Origin of the sequence: Rhodococcus sp. NPDC080181, assembly GCF_040702225.1 — a bacterium.
Taxonomy (GTDB): Bacteria; Actinomycetota; Actinomycetes; order Mycobacteriales; family Mycobacteriaceae; genus Rhodococcoides; species Rhodococcoides fascians.
In genome coordinates this window covers 1-20,879 of record NZ_JBFBKN010000021.1, presented here as the reverse complement: position 1 = coordinate 20,879, position 20,879 = coordinate 1, and the positions used below count along the sequence as shown (strand labels likewise).

Annotated in this window: 15 protein-coding genes and 1 pseudogene; 8 read left to right on the top strand and 8 right to left on the bottom strand. The window is 65.6% G+C overall.

Annotated features, from left to right (window positions below; all coding sequences use genetic code 11):
- Positions 1-44: 44 nt before the first annotated feature.
- Both AB0O58_RS20845 and AB0O58_RS20840 read left to right on the top strand, forming a co-directional pair.
- Complete coding sequence (locus AB0O58_RS20845; protein WP_222072841.1) at positions 45-1,343, top strand: S1 family peptidase; 1,299 nt, start codon at positions 45-47, stop codon at positions 1,341-1,343.
- 141 nt (positions 1,344-1,484) lie between these two features.
- Complete coding sequence (locus AB0O58_RS20840; protein ID WP_222079859.1) at positions 1,485-2,537, top strand: S1 family peptidase; 1,053 nt, start codon at positions 1,485-1,487, stop codon at positions 2,535-2,537.
- A 12-nt stretch (positions 2,538-2,549) separates the two neighbouring features.
- On the opposite strand, the gene AB0O58_RS20835 is transcribed toward AB0O58_RS20840, so the two are convergent.
- The 5 genes from AB0O58_RS20835 to AB0O58_RS20815 all read right to left on the bottom strand — a co-directional run bounded on the left by AB0O58_RS20835 (position 2,550) and on the right by AB0O58_RS20815 (position 8,324).
- Positions 2,550-3,443, bottom strand: coding sequence for a glycoside hydrolase family 16 protein (locus tag AB0O58_RS20835; RefSeq protein WP_222062033.1), 894 nt, complete (start codon positions 3,441-3,443; stop codon positions 2,550-2,552).
- On the bottom strand, positions 3,440-3,667 hold the full coding sequence (locus AB0O58_RS20830; protein WP_032399216.1) for a hypothetical protein: 228 nt from the start codon (positions 3,665-3,667) through the stop codon (positions 3,440-3,442). Before AB0O58_RS20830 ends, AB0O58_RS20835 begins: the two co-directional genes overlap by 4 nt.
- The gene (locus tag AB0O58_RS20825) at positions 3,664-5,889 is read right to left on the bottom strand and encodes a hypothetical protein (protein WP_032399215.1); all 2,226 of its coding nucleotides are present in this window, start codon (positions 5,887-5,889) and stop codon (positions 3,664-3,666) included. The genes AB0O58_RS20830 and AB0O58_RS20825 overlap by 4 nt, the downstream gene beginning before the upstream one ends.
- Positions 5,886-7,040, bottom strand: coding sequence for a glycosyltransferase (locus tag AB0O58_RS20820; protein WP_196250952.1), 1,155 nt, complete (start codon positions 7,038-7,040; stop codon positions 5,886-5,888). The genes AB0O58_RS20825 and AB0O58_RS20820 overlap by 4 nt, the downstream gene beginning before the upstream one ends.
- A 99-nt stretch (positions 7,041-7,139) precedes the next feature.
- Complete coding sequence (locus tag AB0O58_RS20815) at positions 7,140-8,324, bottom strand: glycosyltransferase family 4 protein (RefSeq protein WP_052061256.1); 1,185 nt, start codon at positions 8,322-8,324, stop codon at positions 7,140-7,142.
- 141 nt (positions 8,325-8,465) lie between these two features.
- Here AB0O58_RS20815 and AB0O58_RS20810 point away from each other — a divergent pair, with 141 nt between their 5' ends.
- Positions 8,466-9,809 (top strand): hypothetical protein, encoded by a 1,344-nt coding sequence (locus AB0O58_RS20810; RefSeq protein ID WP_288124148.1) that lies wholly within the window; start codon positions 8,466-8,468, stop codon positions 9,807-9,809.
- Between the two features lie 61 nt (positions 9,810-9,870).
- Here the strand turns inward: AB0O58_RS20810 and AB0O58_RS20805 are convergent, their stop codons facing one another.
- Positions 9,871-10,524 (bottom strand): hypothetical protein, encoded by a 654-nt coding sequence (locus AB0O58_RS20805; protein WP_057473924.1) that lies wholly within the window; start codon positions 10,522-10,524, stop codon positions 9,871-9,873.
- A gap of 539 nt (positions 10,525-11,063) precedes the next feature.
- Here AB0O58_RS20805 and AB0O58_RS20800 point away from each other — a divergent pair.
- Both AB0O58_RS20800 and AB0O58_RS20795 read left to right on the top strand, forming a co-directional pair.
- Positions 11,064-14,453, top strand: coding sequence for a heterodisulfide reductase-related iron-sulfur binding cluster (locus tag AB0O58_RS20800; RefSeq protein ID WP_366238720.1), 3,390 nt, complete (start codon positions 11,064-11,066; stop codon positions 14,451-14,453).
- 167 nt (positions 14,454-14,620) lie between these two features.
- A complete protein-coding gene (locus AB0O58_RS20795) occupies positions 14,621-14,890 on the top strand; it encodes a hypothetical protein (protein ID WP_027495639.1) in 270 nt (89 codons plus the stop codon).
- On the opposite strand, the gene AB0O58_RS20790 is transcribed toward AB0O58_RS20795, so the two are convergent.
- Positions 14,883-16,796 (bottom strand): prolyl oligopeptidase family serine peptidase, encoded by a 1,914-nt coding sequence (locus AB0O58_RS20790; protein WP_366238719.1) that lies wholly within the window; start codon positions 16,794-16,796, stop codon positions 14,883-14,885. The two genes, AB0O58_RS20795 and AB0O58_RS20790, sit on opposite strands and share 8 nt — an antisense overlap.
- A 100-nt stretch (positions 16,797-16,896) precedes the next feature.
- On the opposite strand from AB0O58_RS20790, the gene AB0O58_RS20785 reads away from it, so the two are divergent.
- The gene (locus tag AB0O58_RS20785; protein ID WP_363798202.1) at positions 16,897-17,133 is read left to right on the top strand and encodes a DUF3263 domain-containing protein; all 237 of its coding nucleotides are present in this window, start codon (positions 16,897-16,899) and stop codon (positions 17,131-17,133) included.
- On the opposite strand, the pseudogene AB0O58_RS20780 reads toward AB0O58_RS20785, so the two are convergent.
- Positions 17,130-17,833: pseudogene (locus AB0O58_RS20780) on the bottom strand (SOS response-associated peptidase). The gene AB0O58_RS20785 and the pseudogene AB0O58_RS20780 sit on opposite strands and share 4 nt — an antisense overlap.
- 105 nt (positions 17,834-17,938) lie before the next feature.
- Between AB0O58_RS20780 and AB0O58_RS20775 the strand changes: the two are divergent.
- Positions 17,939-19,189 carry a pyridoxal phosphate-dependent aminotransferase gene (locus AB0O58_RS20775; RefSeq protein ID WP_222059608.1) on the top strand — a complete coding sequence of 417 codons (1,251 nt, stop codon included), beginning with the start codon at positions 17,939-17,941 and terminating at the stop codon, positions 19,187-19,189.
- Positions 19,190-19,434: 245 nt separating this feature from the next.
- The gene (locus tag AB0O58_RS20770; RefSeq protein ID WP_366238718.1) at positions 19,435-20,787 is read left to right on the top strand and encodes a YibE/F family protein; all 1,353 of its coding nucleotides are present in this window, start codon (positions 19,435-19,437) and stop codon (positions 20,785-20,787) included.
- The last annotated feature ends 92 nt before the right edge of the window (positions 20,788-20,879 follow it).

The following is a 20,879-nucleotide window of genomic DNA, read 5'->3' as shown; positions in this document are numbered from 1 at the left end:
CCTAGGGTGGGGCGCTGATGCCAAGCACCCGATGAAGGGATTTCATGCGTAACACCGGGGCTCTGCGTACTGCAGTGCTGTGCTCGACGGCTTTCGTACTCCTTGCTTCGTTCTCCGGAACAGCGGCGGCCGAACCTGCGGTTCAGTCGCCCGCCGATCAGCTTCCGCGAGAGCTCGTCGAAGCTGTGCAGCGAGATCTGAAGATCTCCCCGCAGGAGTACCTCGATCGTGCGGCGCGTGCGCAGGAGCTGTCGGCCTACGCCTCGGACTTCCGGGCGAGCCGACCCGCCGATTTCGCCGGTGCCTGGATCGGGCCCGACGGTAATGCCGTCGTCGCCGTCACCTCTCCCGCAGCCGCGCAGGCCGTCGCCAAGGACGGCTATGCCACTGCGCAGTCGCCGGTGTCCGCGGACGGGCTGGAAAAGTCGCTGGCAGATCTGAACGCGTGGATCGCCGGACTCCCGCGTGAGATCTCGGAGCAGATCAACGGCACAGCCATCGACTTCATCGACAACCAGATCGTGCTGAATGTGGCGAACAGCCCGATCGGTAAGGCCCTGAACCTGCCGACCCTGCTGGCCAACATCAAGGTGATGCTCTCCCCCGGTGGCAACAAGCCGGCCGACCCGGCACCGATGGGCGGCGACACGTACGTCACCACCGCCGGGCCGATCGCCGACGCACCGCCGACCGAGATCAGCATCTGCTCGTTCGGCTTCAATGCCGTCGACGCCGACGGTAGTGCCGTCAATCTGACTGCGGGACACTGCAATCCGAACAAGGCCACCGGGTCCGGCGGAGCACCGGTGTACCTGCCCGATCCGGCCGACATCGCGCGCAGCTCCCAGATCGGCTCGTTCGATCGCTCGAGCCTGGGAGCACCGGACGGCCTCGACTGGTCGGTCATCGGCCTCGACGCCGCCGGACAGAAGGCCGGGCTGGACCGTCCCACCGTTCGCGGGGCCAACGGCAGCACCGTCACCGTCACCGGAACGGCATCCCCCGTCATCGGCGCACCCGTCTGCAAATCCGGGCAGTCGTCGTCGTTCACGTGTGGAGTGGTGGCTGCCGATCGCGTCGAGACGCAGCTCTTCATGGAGGACGGCACGTCGCGCACCGTGCGCGGCTTCGCCAGCACCGCATGCACATTGGCCGGTGACAGCGGCGGGGCCATCGTCACCGGCACGCTGGCACTCGGCATCACCAGCGGATCCAACAGCGGTGGAGCACCCGACTGCACCGAGGCGAACCTCGCGCTGGCGCAGTTCGGCGGCACCGCCAGCCTGGGCATTCCCATCGATCAGGTCACGAGCGCGACCGGAGCTACTGTCCGAACCGGGTAAAGCGGTACGCGCGAGGCCGCCGACCCCCTATAGTTCGTGTGCGAAGTGAACGGCATCACATCGTTCGATGCCCGGGGGGGGAAGGTCGTTATGCGTCGCCGTGCGTGTGCACTATCGGTCACTGCTGTCTCGTTGCTCTTCATGACGGTGGTATCCACTCCCACTGCCGTTGCGGCACCGCCCGAACCGGCGTCACTGGCCGACGCTGTGGCACGCGATCTCGGGCTCAGCCCTCAGCAGTTTCTCGACCGCGCCGACGCAGCGCGCCGCTTGGCCGAGTTCACCGCCGCCGTCGGCCCGGCCGTCCGTGGCCATCTCGACGCGGCCGGGCTGCCGGTCGTCGCGGTCGCCGACGGACCGTCCCACGCGGATATGGTCGACGCGGCAACGGCGGCCGGATTCGTGATCGACCCGGCTGTATTCGACATCCCGGCCCCCGTCCTCGATGCAATCGGTCCGCTCCTCGACCGGGTGCCGTTCGATCCCTCGCTCACCGCTGGGCCCATTCGCGCCAGTTCGTACCTCGGCGGCGACAGCTTTCTCGCCGGTACCCCGGCCGGGGCCGGTCTGCGTTGCTCGTTGGGCTTCAATGCCGTCGATCCGACGCGTGGTGCCGTCAACATCACTGCAGGACACTGTGATCCGGGCGAGTCGAGCACCGGTTCCGCCGTCACAACGGGCGCGTATCCCATGTACGGCAGCCTCGTCGGCTCCAAGTTCGGCTCGTTCTATCGAACCAGCCGGGCGCACAACGACTATGCGCTCATCGACATCGACGACGGCAACACCGGGGAATTCGAGAGCAACGCGATGCGAGTTCCCGGATCCGCCCCATTGTTGATCACCGGCACGGTGGATCCGGTCGTCGGCGCGCCGGTCTGCAAATCCGGAGCCACCACCGGATTCAGTTGCGGCACAATCCTGTCGACGGGCCAGCACGTCACCATGGGCGGCAATGTCCTGGACCGCAGCTTCTCCACGTCGATCTGCGCGCTGCGCGGCGACAGCGGTGGCCCCATCGTCAGTGGCACGCTCGCCGTGGGCATCGCGAACGCGTCGAACGTGGGCGATCAACCCTCGTGCGAGATCGCGACCGTCGTCAGCATGCTGCAGGGTCAGCGTCCGGAACTGTTCGCGACGCCGATCAACGACATTCTCGCCGAGAACCCGGGCCTGACGGTTCGTACGTCGTAGGCCGGCTTCGCATCAGTTCTGTTGTTCCAGCAGAACCGATCCCGACGGCGTGTCCTCCACGGCGGACGGTGTCCCGTCCGATTCGTACACCGACACCCAGTCCACATCCACGTTCGCGACGTCGGGTGTTCCCGCCCGGCCGCATTCTCCGACACCCCAGGATTCGAGCTTGGTGCAGGCGCCCGCCTGGGCCTGGATGCCCAACCACATCGGCTTGTCCGGGATGGATGCTCCCAGTGGTGTTCGCGCCCAGACCTTTCCGTTGACCAGATACCTGATCTGCTCGGGGTCCCATTCCACTCCGACGGTCTGCCAGTCGTTGGTGTCCAACTGCAGATTCGCCTGTGAGAAGTGACGGTCTCCTTCTGCACCGCTCCAGTGCAGGAACGACGACATCGTCTGTCTGGTCCCGTCGGCGCTCTCGGCGATGTCGATCTCCGGCGGCCACACCTCGTCGGCGGGCCACAGCAGAATGTGGTAGCTGATCTCGTCGGAGCGGTCCGCACGCAGCCGTACGTCCCACTTGCCGTACCTCTGCGACACAGGCGAATTCGAGACGCCGCCGGTCACCCAGCGGCCGTCCTTCTGCTCGGCGCGCAGCCGCAGTGCGCCACCGGTGACCGAGGCCTGTTCGTACTCCCACCAACTGGCCGGGTCGCCTCCGGGTTGGCCGTAGTACGCACCCCAGTCGTCACCGAGATCGCACCGGTCGAAATCGTCGACGAAGGTCTGCCGCCACCCCGGTAGGTCCTCCCGGGGCACAGCTTCACCCGACATGACGTCGTCCGCCATGGGGTCGCACCGTTCGCTGCTGACCAACTCGGGTTGGGGTCCGGTCGACTGCGCACAGGACACCGTCGTCGCCACGACCAGCAGGGCCACCGACAGGCCGCGAAAGATTCTCACTCCCAGATCGCGATCTGTTGGAACCGCACGATCACGACGACTGCGGCCAGGAGCAACAGCACGATCAGTGTCGCGGAGAGCACCACTGCGCGGTTGATGCGTCCGCCGCCGCCGCGCCCGATCGCACCGTCGGAGGGCACCTCGCGTTCGCGTAGTACCGACGCGACGATCAGCGCCGCGAACAGGGCACCGAATGCGAGGAAGCCGAGCCACAGATCGGTCATTTGAGCACCACCGGTGGGGTGGACGCATTCTGCAGAATGGTCAGGTCGGCGGTTTCGACAACCACGCGATACTCGTCGGATCCGACCAACATGCCCAGCTGTTGGTCGACGACCGATTGCGAATATCCATACTGCAGGTAGATCTGCGCCGACGATTGTCGAGTGGTGAACACGAAGTCGGGGTTCTCCTTTCGAACGCACCCGCTGAGATCGTCGAGGCACTCGAACGATTCCATGGTCGCCACTCTGACGTCGTCGAAGTAGCGTGCGGACACCAGCCCGGCCGCCGTTCCGATGACCATGATTTCCGAGCCCTGCGGAACCGACCGCATCAATGCGTCTCCGTATCGGATCTGATCCTCGTCGGTATGCTCGAACGAGGTGTTCAACCCGCGAGTTGCCGTCAGTATCAAGGCAATTCCGAGGATTGCCGCGGTCGCGGCGACGGTGCGCGACCAGTGCCGCGGCTGGGCCGATCGACCCGTGAACCGTCGAATGATCGCGAAGGTGCGCACCAACGCGTCCGCGGCGTAGGGCGCGATGAACGGCGACGCCAGCACGAAGCACCGGATCACCACCTCACCGCCGTAGCTCTGCACCAATACCAAACCGAAGGGCACCATGCAGAGCAAGCCGCCGATGAGCCACGTCTTGCGTCGGCGGTAGGTCAGCCAACCGGCGAACGCGAACATCAACAGCGCGCCCGACGCCGCCAACCGCAGATACTGCATCTTCTGATACAGAGGATCGGCACCGATCCGGTCGCTGACGCCGCCCTGCACCGCGCCCGATACCTGGCCCACATCGCCGAGCACGTACGCGAGGTGGCCCTTCCAGTAGTCGACGGCTCCGTAACTGAACCAGGCCACGAACAGCGCAACCGCGAACAGCCACAGCAGTCGATACCGCGTGGTTCCGGTGAGCGAGAACAGGAACAGCGCCGCGATCAACACGATGGGCGTCAGCTGGTGAGTGATGACGATCGCCGCGATCAGGACGATCATCAGCGCCTCGATCGCGAGGGTGCGGCCGGCACCGACACCGGGAACCGTGCCCAGAGTTCGCCGCGGCACCGTGACGATCCACCGACGCCACGACCGCGGGGCCGACGGCAGGGGCGCACTGCGCAACTGCCACAGCAGCAAGGCGCAGATGGTCAGGTACAGCATGGTCGCCGTCGGCTGCGGCGCGAAGTAGTCCTGCTGGTACCAGTTGAACGACAGGTAGAGGATCACCGCGATCCACGCCACGCGCCTGCGCCCGGTCAGCGACAGCGCGATCGAGTACAGCGGCAACATGGTCACGCCGCCGTAGAAGAGCGGAGCCCACAGCAGCATCGGAGACAGGTCCGACAGCGCGCCGGCACCCGACATGTGAGCTCCGGCAGAGAAGAATCCGGCCCAACTGAATCGCGCGTCCGACGGCGGTGGCAGACCCTGCAATGACGCGATGATGTCGATCAGCCCGCGATGGGTGTACGCCGTCGGAATCGACGTGACGCCGTCGGCCAACGACACGTACATCGTGGTGAACATGATCAGAGCGAGACCGGCCGCGCCGAGTACCACCGGGTCGAGTCGGGCCCGCGACAGCGCCACGGCGATCACGGCCGCCACGATCGCCAGCGCGACGAGGTAGCTGAAGCCGATGTGGGTGATGACGCCCAACGCCCCGGACGCCTGCGGCCTGAGCACCTTCGTGGCGTGAGCGAACAGCACGACGGCGACGGCCACCGCGCCGAGCAGTGCGTACCGGGTCACCACCGCAGTCCGGTCCGGGCGCGGTCGAGGCACCGCAGGCACCAACGTTCGCGACGCCCACAGTATGAGCGCGGCGGACACCGCACAGATGTAGAGCTGCACCGTCACCGGACGCAGATTCCCGGTGACGACCTCGGCCTGCGCGATGATCAGCATCGTCGCGAACGAAATCGAGACAGTCACCGAACCGACCAGTGCCGGCTGTCGGAGGCGCAGCAGCACCGCGATGGGTGCCCCGGGCAACAGCGTCACGGCGGCGACGACCACGGCTACCCGGAGCCCGTTGGGTACCGCACCCGCGTGATCGGATCCGGCGAGGATGGCCAGCACCGTCGACGCGATGGCGACCGCTGCGGCAGCGAACAGCAGCGCTTGCGCCCCGCGGTAGCTCGAGTCGGGTCGCGTCGGATCGGCTCGACCTACTGCGTCCTCGGGTGCGTCGGTGGTGTCGGTGATCGTCACGAATTGATCCCGGTGCCGCGAACCGTGATGGCCTTGACGTACAGGAACGGCCCGCACAGGTAGCCGTAGAGCTCGGTGAGCTTGAGGTCGCGAGGCATCGGCGGAGCCCCGTCCGCGAAGCGGTTCTCCTCGGGTGCGAGAAGCATGCGGAATGCGGTCGGGAGCCGGCCGAGCAGTGCGCGGGCCGGAGCTCCGCCGTCGAGGAAGAGTTTGGTGACGATGGCGGCCATTCCGCTTCCGTACCCGAACATCTGCTCGCGCAACGCTTCGTGATCGGCTCGATGATGATGGCCGACGACGGCCGTCGGGTCGTAGACGATCGTTCCCCCGCGCAGCACTGCACGTCGGAACAGCTCGAGGTCCTCACCGCCTTTGGTGGGCGTGCCCGGGCCGATCCTCTCGTCGAATCCCGCGAGCGAGTCGAAGGCAGTCTTTCGGAACGACATGTTGTTGCCGCTGCCCATCTCCCCGGCCGTGTAGGGGAACAGTGCTGCGGTGCCGCGTGCACCCAGTTCTTCGTCGATCGATCCGGTCGGCGCGAGGGTCCAGACCGTGCGCGTCGATCCCTTCTCGAACAACCCGGATTCCTCGAACCACTGCTGCTGATCGGTCTCGACCTCGAGTCCGACGACCCGTCCGGTCACCCCGGCCACGACACCGGCTCGATCTGCCGAGTACACCTGCGCCACGGAAGCGAGCCACTGCGAATCCGGTTCGGCGTCGTCGTCGGTGAAAGCGATCACGCGGCCCGACGCGTGCCGGGCACCTGTGTTTCTGGCTCGCGAGACCCCGCGGCGCGGCTCACGCACGACGATGCAGCGGGGATCGTCGATCGACCTCAACGCGTCGTCCACCCGTCCCGACGTGGGTGCGTTGTCCACCACCACGATCTCCACGGCCGGGTAGGACTGCGCGAGCACGGCCTCGACCGTGCCCGACAGCGACGGCCTGCCCACGGTTCCCACGACGACGGTGATGAGGTCGCCGTCGACGAACCGCTCTGCTGCGCGCAGCGGTTCCGGCGACCGCCTGGGTGCGAGGACCCAGCCGGCCCCGGCCAGGGTCGCGGTCGCAGTCGCGGCAAGAACGGCAACTCCGACCCGCTGCGGGGTGCGGCGGCGCGGGACGCCGGGGGCCATGTGGTCGAGCATCAAGAACTCCGATTCGGTACGAGCGTGTGCGTGCGGATGCCCCGACATCCGCACGGCTGGGTTGCGTCGTCGGCTCCGCTGCAGAGCCGATGCGTCACGTCATGTGATGCGCTTCTTCCCGATTGCTGAACTGTAGATGTCGGCGAAACGCTTCGCGCGATGTCGGGAATCGAACTGTCCGACGGCTTGCCCTCGCGCGGCCTCGGTGAGGGTGGCGGCCAGGCCGCGATCGGTCAGCATCCTGCACAACTGCGTGGCCAGCGAGTCGACGTCGCCGGTTCGGGCAACGAGGCCGGTGCGCTCGTGCGAGACGAAATCGACCAGGCCCCCGGTGTCGCTCACCACGACCGGCACCGCACAGGCCTGTGCCTCGAGGGCGATGAGCCCGAACGGCTCGTCCTGTGACGGGCAGGCCAACACGTCCACGGCACGCAGTGTCGACGCCACCGCGTCGGTGCGGCCGAGGAAACGATGCTTACCGGGCAGCAACCGTTCCGCGGCCTGCTGCAACTCGACGAGATAGCCACCGTCGTCCTCACTGGGCGCGCCGACGATCGCCAGATGCGCGTCGACTCCGGACCGACGCACCCGTGCCACGGCGTCGATCAGCACGTCGAGCTTCTTCTCGCGATCGATCCGGCCGACGGCTGCGATCAGTGGTGCATCGGGGTCGGCAGTCATGCCGGCCCGCAGAGCCGGGTCACCGGCACCCGGCGCGAAGGCCGTGGTGTCGATTCCTTGGTGCACCACGCTCACCCGTCCACGGGCACACGACGGGAGTTGCTGCGCTGCGGCCGTGCTGACGGCCACAGTGTGGGTTGCCGTCGCCGCGATCGCGGCGAGCAGTGCGCGCCCCGGTCCGGCGGGGACGATGTCGTGAAATTCGACGACGACCGGGGTGCGTGCGAGTCGGGACGCGAGCACCGCGTCGGGGTGCAGCAGCAGATGGTTGGAATGCACGACGTCGAAGTCGCGGGCAGCTCGCCGAAGTATCGACACCGTGCGTGCGCTCTTCGGCACCTGCGCCGCGAGCCCGCCGAGGGGATGCAGAGACTTCTCGCCCTGACGATGGATTCCGATGCGTTGCGGCAGGTCGAGTGGAAGGAACGACAGGCCGGCGGCACGCCACCACTGTTCGGTGTCGCTGCCACCGGGCGCACCCAGAGTGACGGTCACGCCCAGGGGCCGCAATGCCAGCGCCACGTTTCGCAGACTGTGATCGGTTCCGCCCACCGATGTCGACAGCGAGACCGCGAGTACCTGCACTTCGCTGACTCCGTCCACAACTCCGGTTTCCTGTCCAATAGTTTGTTTGACTCCACTACATCGTACTCAGAGTTGGCTGGAATACCCATTTGAGTTCATACTGCTTCTGAGGCTTTCATAAACAAGAAGTAAAGCCGTCTATCGGAAGGGACCTACGCGATGAACGTGGTCTTTCCCTCGCACGTCACGGTTCACGAGACCGATGTCGCGCTTGCGGGTAACTGGACCGTGGTGGCTTTCGGTCCTGTCGATCATGGTGGCGTCGACGGCATCCGCCGGGCGCTACGCACGACGATGAGCATCGGCCCGGCCGCGCGAGTGGGCCTACGTCCAGATTCCGGCACCCGTCGCTGGCGATACGATCCCGATGCTCCACTGCACGCCGTCCGGGAAGACTCCGCGATCACCGAGGACGACTACGACACCGCGATGTCGCAGCTACTGGCCACGCACGACCCCGCCGAGCCACTGTCCATCACGGTGCGCGGCGACCACGTGGTGTTCTACATGGATCACGGGCTCGGCGACGGTCAGATGATCATCAACCTCTCCCACACACTCGCTGATGCCGACGCTCGCAACGGCATCGTGCCCGGCTGGGCAACGGCAGCGCAGACGCGTCACCCGCTCGCCGTAGCAGCGATGCGCTGTTTCGGAACCGATCCCGGGCGAGTTGCGCAGCTACTGCGCTCGCGCGTTCTCCCGGGTATCAGCGTGTGCGGGCGCAAGCATGCAGGCGGCGGGTCGGCCGGTCACGGGTCGGCACAGACGGCATCTACACAGGCGGCACCGACCGCAGCAGGCTCACCCGTCGAGGTAGTGGCCGCGGCCGCCACGATCGAGTGCACCCGAGAACTGGCGAGGTGGCGAGACGAACACCGACCCGGCCAGTCGATCTCGATCCTGTTCTTCGCCGCCCTCGATGCCGCACTGCGCGCCGAAGGACTGGCCGTCGACGATGTCGCCAAAGTGCTGTTCGACGTCCGCCGGTACCTACCACCCGAGCTGACCACCCTTGCGAACCTGTCGGCCGGTATCGACGTCTACCTTCCCGACACGACCGACACCGTTCTCCTGTCCCGCCAATGGCGACGAATCATCGACTGCGGGCACCCGATCGCAAACCTGATGCTGGTCGCACTTCGCTCGAAACTGGCCAGGTTGCGCTCCGCCCGCGCGACCGACACCCTGCCGCCCACCGCACCCGACACCATCCGTCTGGCCTTGTCCGACATGGGCCGGCATGCCCGATTGAACGACATCGCCTTCGTCGGCGAGACACAGGGTTCGTACCGAGTCATGGTGGCACCCGCGAGCCACGGACACATCACCCTGACGACCGCACGGCTACGCGACTCCATTCGCGTCGCCGCGTCGTTCCACTCGCACGTCGTCGATGCCGACACCATCCGACGGGCACTACGCGCCGCCTGCTCGACGCCCATCGCATTCCTCGAAGACGACGCATCGACCGCAGCCGTCGCCACGAATCCTGCTGCCTGACAACACAAAAGAACCCACGACCTCGACGGGATCGTGGGTTCTTTCGAAGAATGCGCTGTGACTACTTGGCCCAGACCGAAGTTCCGGGAGCAGCGTTCAACGTGTTGAGCAGATCGATTCCGGCAACGACCAAGCCGGGCCCGCCGACAGCGATGGTGCCGATGATTCCACCTGCTCCCGCACCGGTCACCAAGCCGGGGATGCAGCCTGCGGGGAGAGTCACAATGCAACCGATCACCGCACCGATTGCGGAACCGGTCAGGGTTCCAATCGCGGTAGCAATTCCGAGCTGCGACGAGAAGTTCTGCTGCGCCTTGAGGTTTTCCTCGGGCGAGGCGACCGTCGTCGCGCCGATGCTGCGCGAGTTGGCCGAGGCCTTGGAGAGGTCGAGCTGCGGCACCAGACGCAGGGTCTTACCGTTGTCGTCGACGTTCTGCTCGTACGGGAAGTTCAGTCCGCCGAGGTTGAACGACAGCGGGAGGGTGACGAGTGTGTTGTCGGCGGCGTCGAGCACGTCGACGGTCTTGCCGTCGTCGGCAACCTTGAAGACGCCCGCATCGATGGTGGTGACGATGGTGCGGTCTTCGAGCTCGACGGAGTAGTTCGTGTCGGGGGTCGTGGCGCTGGTGTCGGGCTGCGCGTAGGCGGTTCCGCTGGCCAGACCCGTAGCAACTGCTACGAGAGCCGAGGTGACGACCAGTTTGCTGAGTTTCATGTGGTGTTGTGTTCCGTTTCTGTGCATGTGCTGCAGTGCTTTTGGCGGCAAACCGTCGAACGCGACATCACCCCGAATGACGTCCTCGCACCTCTGGTCCACAGGCAGTGTAAACCATCAATCAGACCGGTCGTTGTGCTACCGACCCTTTACCGTGTCCGAAAAGTTATGAACAATCACAACGCCCAAATCGGACAGAAAGACCGCACTTTTGTTCGGTTTCGCGGGACTTGTCTTCCACGGCGCAGCCGGCGGCAAACCTCGGACATCGGGCCGATTCGGCCGGGTTAGGTCTGCCTTCTCGCAGGAGTCACAAGCCCGTACGCCTAACGTGATGCGGGCGACAACCTACTGACGAGTTCAGCCCACCCGTCGGACGGTCTCGTGCGCACAACCACCAGCGTCGCTCCATGCGATTCTGACCTAAGTTACCCGTCGGTAGATTTCGCAATCTACTGGTAGGTAACATCGCTGTATTCCTCTCGACGGGCTGGACCCGCGGTAGCTGCTCCAGCTGCCACTGAACGAAAGGCCGCGACATGAATGCCGTAACGCTCTCATTCGGCTTCGTAGGTGCCGTCATCAGCATCTACTGCTGGTACATCTTCATCCGCGGCGCGCTGAGGATGTTCGGAATCGTTCGGTTGGGCCAGCCCGCACCTGATCGCTGGCGACCGATAGTGCCTCGCTTCAAGCAGATGGTGATCGAGTTCGCTGCTCACACCAAGATGGTCAAGTTCCGCACCGTCGGCTGGGCGCACTGGTTGGTGATGTTCGGCTTCTTGGGCGGCGCAGTTGTGGCCATGGAAGCGAACATCCAGACGTTCAACCCCGAAGGTCACTGGCCGATCTTCGGCGACTGGGCCGTCTACCACCTCATGGACGAGGTTCTTGGCATCGGAACCGTTATCGGGATCGTTGCCCTGATCGCAATTCGGCAGCTGAACCACCCACGCAACCCCGATCGACAGTCTCGCTTCGCCGGATCCAACTTCAAGGCCGCGTACTTCGTCGAAGCCATCGTCCTTGTCGAGGGCCTGGGCATGATCCTGGTCAAGGCCGGCAAGATCGCCACGTACGGCCACGCGAACCAGTACACCGACTTCTTCACCATGCAGGTCGCCAAACTGCTGCCCGCAAGCCCGGAGATGGTGTCCGCATTCGCGTTCGTCAAGCTGATGTCGGCAATGGTGTGGCTTTACGTCGTTGGCAGCAAAATCAATTGGGGTGTCGCGTGGCACCGTTTCACGGCGTTCCCCAATATCTACTTCAAGCGCATGGACGACGGCACCGTCGCCCTCGGCCCGGCCAAGCCGATGATGTCCGGCGGCAAGGTCCTCGAGATGGAAGAGGCCGACCCCGACGTCGACGCCTTCGGCGCAGGCAAGATCGAGGACTTCAGCTGGAAGGGCTGGCTCGACTTCACCACCTGCACCGAATGCGGTCGCTGCCAGTCGCAGTGCCCCGCCTGGAACACCGGCAAGCCCCTCTCCCCCAAGCTGCTGATCATGTCGCTGCGCGATCACAGCCACGCCAAGGCCCCGTACCTGCTGGCCGGCGGCAAGAAGGACATGGCGGGCGACGAGGTCGGACTCATCGATGCCGAGGGCAACGTCGACCAGAAGGCCCTCGACGCCATTCCGCAGAATGCGCGTGACGAAGCCGATCGCAAGCTCGTCGCCGACGCCATCGAAGGCGGCATCATCGATCCCGAGGTGCTGTGGAGCTGCACCACCTGCGGTGCGTGCGTCGAGCAGTGCCCGGTGGACATCGAACACGTCGACCACATCATCGACATGCGTCGCTACCAGGTGCTGATCGAGTCCGAGTTCCCGTCCGAGCTCGCCGGCTTGTTCAAGAACCTGGAGAACAAGGGCAACCCGTGGGGCCAGAACTCCAAGGACCGCCTCAACTGGATCAACGAGATGGACTTCGACATCCCGGTCTTCGGCCAGGACACCGATTCGTTCCAGGACTACGAGTACCTCTTCTGGGTCGGCTGCGCCGGTGCCTACGAGGACCGCGCCAAGAAGACCACCAAGGCCGTCGCCGAACTGCTCGCCACCGCAGGCGTGAAGTTCATGGTGCTGGGCGCGGACGAGACCTGCACCGGCGACTCCGCCCGCCGCGCAGGCAACGAGTTCCTGTTCCAGCAGCTCGCGATGCAGAACATCGAAACACTGAACAACGTGTTCGACGGCGTCGAGCAGAGCAAGCGCAAGATCGTCGTCACCTGCGCCCACTGCTTCAACGCACTCGGCAACGAGTACCCGCAGGTCGGCGGTGACTACGAGGTGGTCCACCACACGCAGCTGCTCAACCGTCTCGTGCGGCAGAAGAAGCTGATCCCGGTGGCCTCGGTCAGCCAGGACATCACCTACCACGATCCGTGCTACCTCGGCCGGCACAACAAGGTGTACGACGCCCCGCGTGAGCTCATGGCCGCGTCGGGCTCCAACCTCAAGGAGATGCCCCGTCACGGTGAGCGGTCCATGTGCTGTGGCGCCGGTGGCGCTCGTATGTGGATGGAAGAGAACATCGGCAAGCGCATCAACATCGACCGGGTCGACGAGGCACTTGCCACCAACCCCAAGAAGATCGCCACGGGTTGCCCGTTCTGCCGCGTCATGCTCACCGACGGTGTCACCGCACGGCAGGAAGGCGGCGCACACGAGGGCGTCGAGGTTGTCGACGTCGCGCAGCTGATGCTCGAGTCGATCACCCGAGTCGAGTCCTCGGTGCTGGCCGAGAACATCAAGGTCATCCCCCGCGAGCAGACTCCCGAAGAGAAGCTGGCCACCGAAAAGGTCGCAGCCGTCGAGGAGAAGGGGCGCGTCGAGGAGATCGAGGTCGCAGCCGAAGGCGGCGATCCCGAAGCCGAGACGAAGAAGGCGCAGCCGGCCAAGGCTGCTGGTGGCCTGAAGATGAAGGGACTTGCGAAAGCTCCCGGAGCCAAGGCACCCGGTTCTGCGCCCGCCAACGCCGAAGCCGACAAGACGTCGGGGCACTCGGCCGATACTGCCGCGGACGCATCGAAGCCCAAGGGCCTCGGTTTGGCCGGCGGCAAGGCACCCGGTGGCAAGGGTCTGCAGATGAAGGGCAAGGCACCCGGCGCGAAGGCGGCTGCCCCGGCACCTGCCGACGCTCCCTCGGCAACCGAAGCACCTGCTCCCGCAGAGGCCACCGAGTCGACTCCAACCGTCAAGCCCAAGGGCCTGGCCGTGAAGTCCGGATTCAAGAAGCCCGGCGCGAAGGCACCCGGCAAGCCCGCCGATGCTGCTCCTGCGGCGTCGACACCCGCCCCGGAAGCGGCCGATGATGCAGCGGAATCACCTTCTGCTGCAACTGAATCCGTAGCCACAGAATCCAAGCCGACCGTCCAGCCCAAGGGTCTGGCCGTGAAGTCCGGATTCAAGAAGCCGGGAGCCAAGGCACCGGGCAAGCCTGCTACCGAAGCCCCTGCGTCCGAGGCTCCTACTGCTGAGGCACCTACTGCTGAAGCACCGGCTGCCGAGGCAACGGCGTCCGAGGCACGCGCCACCGAAGCTGCTGCAACCGAATCCGTAGCAGCAGAGTCCAAGCCGACCGTCCAGCCCAAGGGTCTGGCCGTGAAGTCCGGATTCAAGAAGCCGGGCGCGCGGACACCGGGTGCGACCGCCGCTGCACCTGCGGCGACACCAGCCGAGCCGGCTGCAGCAGAGCCCGAAAAGGCCGAGCCGACACCGGAAGCAGAGGCACCGGTCACCGAAGCACCTGTCACCGAAGCCCCAGAGGCCGAGGTACCGGAAACAGAGGCTCCGAAGGCAGAAGCGTCGGACACTGCGGCCGAGACCACATCCAACGGTTCGGATGATCGCACTCCGCCCAAGCCGAAGGCCGGTGGACTCGGATTCGCTCCGGGTGCAAAGGTTCCGGGTCGCCGGAAGTAACCTCACACCCTTGTTACCGACTGCGCGCCCCTGCTCACTTCAGAGCAGGGGCGCGCAGTCGTCGGTAGGGGTGTGAAGTCCCTGCTGGACCCCCGCGGCGGTGGACGAATCGGACATCGTGAGTATGGTCGGAACCGAACTGCATACCCGAAGAAGTAGGAGCAGGCATGACCGACGACGCGGACAAGCTCTTTCGCCGCTACGACGAGTGGTGGACGGCGCTCTCGCCCGACGATCGAGCGCATGTCGAGAAGTGCTGCGAGTCCGGCCGCACCGACGAGCGCCTCTGTGCATTGGTGATCGAGCACAACGGCCCGTCGAAGGCGGCGTTCGAGGCGGGCAGCAAACTGTCCGTCGGCAACAGCAAGTACTGCGCCATCCCCAGCGCGCTGCTCGAATTTCTCGAGGCAAAGCGCGCACACCCACCACTCAGCTAGACGGGCGCCACAGCTCCAGTTCGGGGATTCCGGGTGGGGTGAATCCCATGACCTGCCCGTAGAACGACAGTTCCGATTCTCGGGCGTTCACCTGAGTTTCGAGTTTGCGGAATCCGTGCGACTCACCGGCGTACGTGAGGTAGGCGTGCGGTATTCCCTTCTCCACCATGGCGTCTCGGAATCGCTCGGCCTGCGAGGGCGGCACGATGGGATCGTCGAGACCCTGCAGCAGCAGTACCGGGCACGAGAGTCCGTCGACGTTGTTCACCGGCGCGCGAGTGCGATACAGGTCGAGGGCCTCGGGCAGCGGCCCGATGAGCCCGTCGATGTAGCGGGACTCGAAATCGTGCGTCTCGGCGACGAACATCTCCAGTTCGGCGACGCCGAAGTACGAAGCACCGCAGGCGAATACGTCGGACGACGTGAGCGCGGCCAATACCGTCCAGCCACCTGCCGAACCACCTTCGATGGCCAGCCGGTTCGGGTCGGCGAGGCCGGCGTCGGCCAATCCACGGACCGCGGCGATGGTGTCTTCGACGTCGACCACGCCCCACTGCCCACGCAACCGGTTACGGTATTCGCGCCCGTAACCACTGGATCCGCCGTAGTTCACATCGACGACGCCGATGCCGCGGCTGGTGAAGTACGCGAACACCGGGTTCAACGCCGGTGCCACGTGCGCCGTCGGACCGCCGTGCACGAACGCGACGTACGGCGGTAGTTCGCCGTCGAGCCCCTCGTAGGACGGGTTACGTGGTGCGTACGCGATGGCATGCACTTCGCGATCCGGTCCCTGAAAAGTGGCCTGACGCCCCGCGGGCAGGTATTCGACATCCGGTATCGACTCGAAACTCGAACGCACACTGTGTAGTTCGCGGGTGGCCAGGTCGACTGCGAACAGTCCCGACGGCACCTGCGCACCGCCGCCCCGGAGCAGAACCGTCGATCCGAGCCGTCCCCCGAGCCCCACCGAAGTCACTCCGTCGAGTTCGATGTCGTCGAGGGTGCCGGTGGCGGGGTCGAGAACGGCGAGCGTATCCGTGCCGACGGTGCGAACGGTCAGCAACGTGCCGTCGTCCAGAACGTCGTACCAGCGGGCTCCGAGTTGCCAGAGCGGGGCGCCGAAGTCTGCATCGAGGGTAGACACCGGCGTCGCTGCGCCGTCCAGCGTGACCGAATACAGGTTCCACCAACCACTTCGGTCGCTGATGACGTACAGCGACTCGTCGTCGATCCATTCCGGCTGCAACACCGATTCCTCGGTCGAACCCGCCAATACAGTCCACGACGAAGGATCCGCCAGCGATGCGACGCGCAGTTCTGTTCCGTCCCAGGGCATCTGCGGATGGTTCCAGGCGATCCACGCGATGCGGCTGCCGTCGGGCGAAAGCCTGGGGTAGGCAAGGAAATTCGATCCCGAGACCAGTGAGCGCACTCCGCCGCCGCCGAGGTCGATCGCGACGATGTCTCGGGTGACAGCTCCGGCGTCGTGCGTCTCGCGGACGGCGATCACGTCGGTGCCGACCACCGACAGCTCCCCGTACCGAATGCTCGACGCCACAGCCGGGGCCGGGGTGAGCGGTAGCGGTGCGTCGCCGGGGGTGAGTCGGCAGATGCGCTGATCGGAGAATTCGGCGAACACCAGATCGCCGTTCGGCGTTGCCGTCCATGCGCCGCCGCCGTATTCGTGAACGCGGGTGCGGGCATTGAACGGTGCCGGCAGGATCGCCTCGACCTGTCCGTCGACGTGGCGGCAGATCGCGGTTCGGCCCTGTTCGGTGGGCCGCACCTCGGACCACCAGATTTCGTGTCCGACGAATCGTCCACCTTCGACGGGGTGGCCGGCCGACGACAGGTCGGCTGCGGTGATGGGCGAGGGCCAGGATCCGTACGCGAGAGCGGTCACCTGCTCCACCCTAGTGAACTCCACACGCACGTAACGCGCTGTTCATCGCACCTTCAACCGCGACACAGATGATGGTGGGACGCAGCACGACGGAGAGATCATGCGCCGGACCACCACCCACTCCGTCGACCACGAGATTCTGACGTTCGGTCGTACCTGGCATGGGTACGGCGGCGGCAGTGCCGAGGACATCTACGTGGCGTTCGGGGTCGATGCGTCCACCTACTTCCGGCGACTCGAGCGCCTCCTCGAATCCCCGGTGGCCGACGACCTGACTGCGAGCGAACGAGCCGCGATGCTCGACATCTGCCGGCACCGCACCGACGGTCAGGGCTAGACCGGAGTCAGCAGCTCGGGGCTGTTGTTCTTCACACTGTTCACCGCGGTACTCACCTCGTAGGGCTCGAGCCGTGGCTCCGGTATCGCGGCCAGCAGCTCGGACACCTCGCTCAGGTCCGTCAGCGTCGGATCCAGCCAACTCGCCCGCAGCTCCGGGGCAGCACAACCGGTGATCGATCGTGGATGTGCCCGAGGGCGTCCGCAGCAGGCGAGGTGAGCACGGTGGCCGACCAGACCCAGCGGTCCTCGTCGTCGTCGGCCTTGGTGGGGTCTCGCCACAGTTCGTACAGACCCGCCATCGCCAGCACGCCCTGCTCGTGCAGGAAATACGGCACTTTGGCACCGTCGCGCTTCTCCCACTCGTAGTACCCGTCGGCCGGAATGATGCAGCGCCGACGGCTTGCGGCCTTCTTGAACGACGGCTTCTCGGTGATCGTCTCGGACCTGGCGTTGATGAGCCGGGACCCGATCTTCGCGTCCTTCGCCCACGACGGAATCAATCCCCATCGCACCGAACGCAATTGGCGCACGGCGTCGGACTCGGGTTCGTCCTTGGGCGCGCGTTCGAGCACCGTCCTGATGGTCTGGGTCGGGGCGACGTTGTACGACGGCGGCACCTCGTCGCCCACTGTCTCGGCGATCTCGAAGACCGCCTGCAGGTCGCTGTCACTCCGGGTACTGGCATACCGTCCGCACATGGAACGAGATTGTTCCACCTGCCACCGACACGGCCCAGTGAAACGGCGGTGCCCGAACGACAACCTCGTGGATTCCCACGGCACTCACCTGGCACGATGTGACGGGTGAGCACTCCGCAGATCCACCCACAGCCGCGTTATCGCACGTTGCAGCAGTCGACCAAGCTGCAGAATGTGCTGTACGAGATCCGCGGACCGGTACACGCGCATGCTGCCCGGCTCGAGGCCGAGGGCCATCGCATCCTGAAGCTGAACATCGGTAATCCGGCCCCGTTCGGGTTCGAGGCTCCGGACGTGATCGTGCGAGACATGATCGCGGCGCTCCCGGTGGCCCAGGGCTACTCGGAGTCGAAGGGCATCCTGTCGGCTCGACGTGCCATCGTGACGCGCTACGAGCTCGAACCGGGCTTCCCCGACCTCGACGTCGACGACATCTACCTCGGTAACGGCGTCTCCGAGCTCATCACGATGACGATGCAGGCGCTGCTGGACGACGGCGACGAGGTCTTGATCCCGGCCCCGGACTACCCGTTGTGGACGGCGATGACGACGCTGTCCGGCGGCAAGGCGGTGCACTACATCTGCGACGAGGAGAACGGGTGGAATCCCGATCTCGCCGACATCGAGTCGAAGATCACCCCGAAGACCGTCGCGCTGCTGGTGATCAATCCCAACAATCCGACGGGTGCGGTGTACTCCAAGGAGGTCCTGCAGGGCATCGTCGATCTGGCGCGCAAGCATCAGCTGCTGTTGCTCGCCGACGAGATCTACGACCGGATTCTCTACGACGACGCCGAGCACACCTCGCTGGCGAGCCTGGCTCCGGATCTGCTGTGCCTGACGTACAACGGTCTGTCCAAGGCGTATCGAGTGGCCGGCTACCGTGCCGGATGGCTCGCGATCACCGGCCCGAAGAAGCACGCCGCGGGGTTCATCGAAGGCATCGACCTGCTCGCGTCGACGCGTCTGTGTCCCAATGTGCCTGCCCAGCACGCCATTCAGGTTGCTCTGGGTGGGTATCAGAGCATCGAAGATCTGATCCTGCCCGGCGGGCGGCTGCTCGAGCAGCGAGATGTCGCGTGGGAGAAGCTCAACGCCATTCACGGGGTCTCGTGCGTCAAGCCGCGCGGTGCGCTGTACGCATTCCCGCGACTCGATCCCGAGGTGCACGAGATCTACGACGACGAGAAGCTCGTACAGGACTTGCTGTTGCAGGAGAAGATCCTGGTTGTGCAGGGCACCGGATTCAACTGGCCCGGGCACGATCACGTGCGGATCGTGACGCTGCCGTGGGCCCGCGATCTGGCCGTCGCGATCGAGAGGTTCGGCAACTTCCTGTCCTCGTACAAACAGTGAGGCTCGAAGTTACCGACAAGTAGTTGAAAGTGATGGACAAAACACCGGGGTGATCCCGCCTCCGCCGCGAATCATCTGTACATTGGCGGACGGCACTTCGGTGCCCGCGAGCCCTGGTCGTACCCATCCCCCCCGGGTCGATCAGGTGGTGGCGGGGGACGCCCCCCCTGCTCCCCGCCACCGAGCTCCTCGCATCGGCCGAGTACCCGGCCGGTAACGATCCGGCCCCGTACTAGCCTTGCACCGTGGAACCACACGGCACGCAACCCTCAGACGGCATCTCGCCGGGCTCCACTTCTCATGTGGGTCACGGTCACGGTCACGGCCACAGCGACTCCCCCGTGCCGTTGGGACCGGTGGCAGCCAAGGTCGTCGTCGGATTGCTGATCGCTATTGCCATAGCCGTCATCGCCGGGGCCTTCGCGCTCTGGCCCAGCAAACAGAGCATCGACATCCCGCTGCCGTTCCAGACCTCGGGTGGCGGTGCGGTGTCCACCGAGGCGGGCACCATCACCTCGCAGAGCATCGGGCCCTGCGGGAGTCCCGACGCAGGTCGAGCATTCACCGGCAACCCGACCCCTGCGGTCAACGACTCGTACGAATGTCAGCGCAGCATCGTCGACATCACCACCGGTGAGGACGCAGGCAAAAGGACGGTACTCGAGATCGCGCCGGGTCCCGGCCAACCGACTCTGAGCGCCGGTGAGGACATCCGGCTGGTTCTGCAGACAGACCCCTCCGGTGGAGTCCGATACTCCTTCAACGACTATTCCCGCGGGCTTCCGCTCGGGTTGATCGTCGGTGTGTTCGCCGTGGTCATCTGTGTCGTGGCCCGCTGGCGAGGATTCCGCGCGCTGGTGGGCCTGCTCATCGCGTTCGCCGTCCTCGTGGTGTTCATGCTGCCCGCGCTGCTCGACGGCGCTCCGGCCATTCCGGTCGCGCTGGTCGCCGGCGCGATCATTCTCTACGCCGTGCTGTATCTGGCGCACGGCGTGAATCTGCGCACCAGCTCGGCACTACTGGGCACGCTGACCTCGATGGGCCTGGCCGCAGTGCTGTCCTACGTCGCGATTCGGAGTACGCACCTCACCGGGTTGTCGGAGGAACAGAACACCGCGGTGCAGACGTACATCGGCAATGTCAGCGTCACCGGTCTGCTGTTGGCCGGCTTCATCATCGGCTCGCTCGGTGTGCTCAACGACGTGACGATCACCCAGGCCTCGGCGGCCTTCGAGTTGGCATCGGTGGACGAGACGGCGTCGCGGCGCGAGATCTTCACCGCCGCGATGCGGGTGGGGCGCGATCACATCGCCAGTACCGTCTACACCCTGGTACTCGCGTACGCCGGTGGTGCGCTGCCGCTGCTACTGCTCTTCAGCGTCGCCGACCGGTCGATCCAAGACGTGTTGACCGGCGACGCGGTGGCGATCGAAATCGTGCGGTCATCCGTCGGTGGCGTCGCGCTGGCCCTGTCGGTACCGCTCACCACTGCCATCGCCGTCCTGCTGGCCCGGCCGCTCACCTCGTCGCGGATGCCCTCTTCGCCGCGGCAGGCCAAGCCCACGCGATCGCGGGGCTCGGGCCGCCACAGCGCGTAGACGGTATGGAGGTCTTGGCTGGGGCCCCTCCGCATGTAAGCGTGGGTTGCCGACAGGAGTGGGTCCTGGCCGGTAGAGCCACAGATGTGGGA

Excerpts from the sequence above, each read along its gene's own strand:
- AB0O58_RS20845 (WP_222072841.1), top strand. The coding sequence starts at position 45 with ATGCGTAACACCGGGGCTCTGCGTACTGCAGTGCTGTGCTCGACGGCT.
- AB0O58_RS20840 (WP_222079859.1), top strand. The coding sequence starts at position 1,485 with ATGACGGTGGTATCCACTCCCACTGCCGTTGCGGCACCGCCCGAACCG.
- AB0O58_RS20830 (WP_032399216.1), bottom strand. The coding sequence starts at position 3,667 with ATGACCGATCTGTGGCTCGGCTTCCTCGCATTCGGTGCCCTGTTCGCG.
- AB0O58_RS20820 (WP_196250952.1), bottom strand. The coding sequence starts at position 7,040 with ATGCTCGACCACATGGCCCCCGGCGTCCCGCGCCGCCGCACCCCGCAG.
- AB0O58_RS20810 (WP_288124148.1), top strand. The coding sequence starts at position 8,466 with ATGAACGTGGTCTTTCCCTCGCACGTCACGGTTCACGAGACCGATGTC.
- AB0O58_RS20805 (WP_057473924.1), bottom strand. The coding sequence starts at position 10,524 with ATGAAACTCAGCAAACTGGTCGTCACCTCGGCTCTCGTAGCAGTTGCT.
- AB0O58_RS20800 (WP_366238720.1), top strand. The coding sequence starts at position 11,064 with ATGAATGCCGTAACGCTCTCATTCGGCTTCGTAGGTGCCGTCATCAGC.
- AB0O58_RS20795 (WP_027495639.1), top strand. The coding sequence starts at position 14,621 with ATGACCGACGACGCGGACAAGCTCTTTCGCCGCTACGACGAGTGGTGG.
- AB0O58_RS20785 (WP_363798202.1), top strand. The coding sequence starts at position 16,897 with ATGCGCCGGACCACCACCCACTCCGTCGACCACGAGATTCTGACGTTC.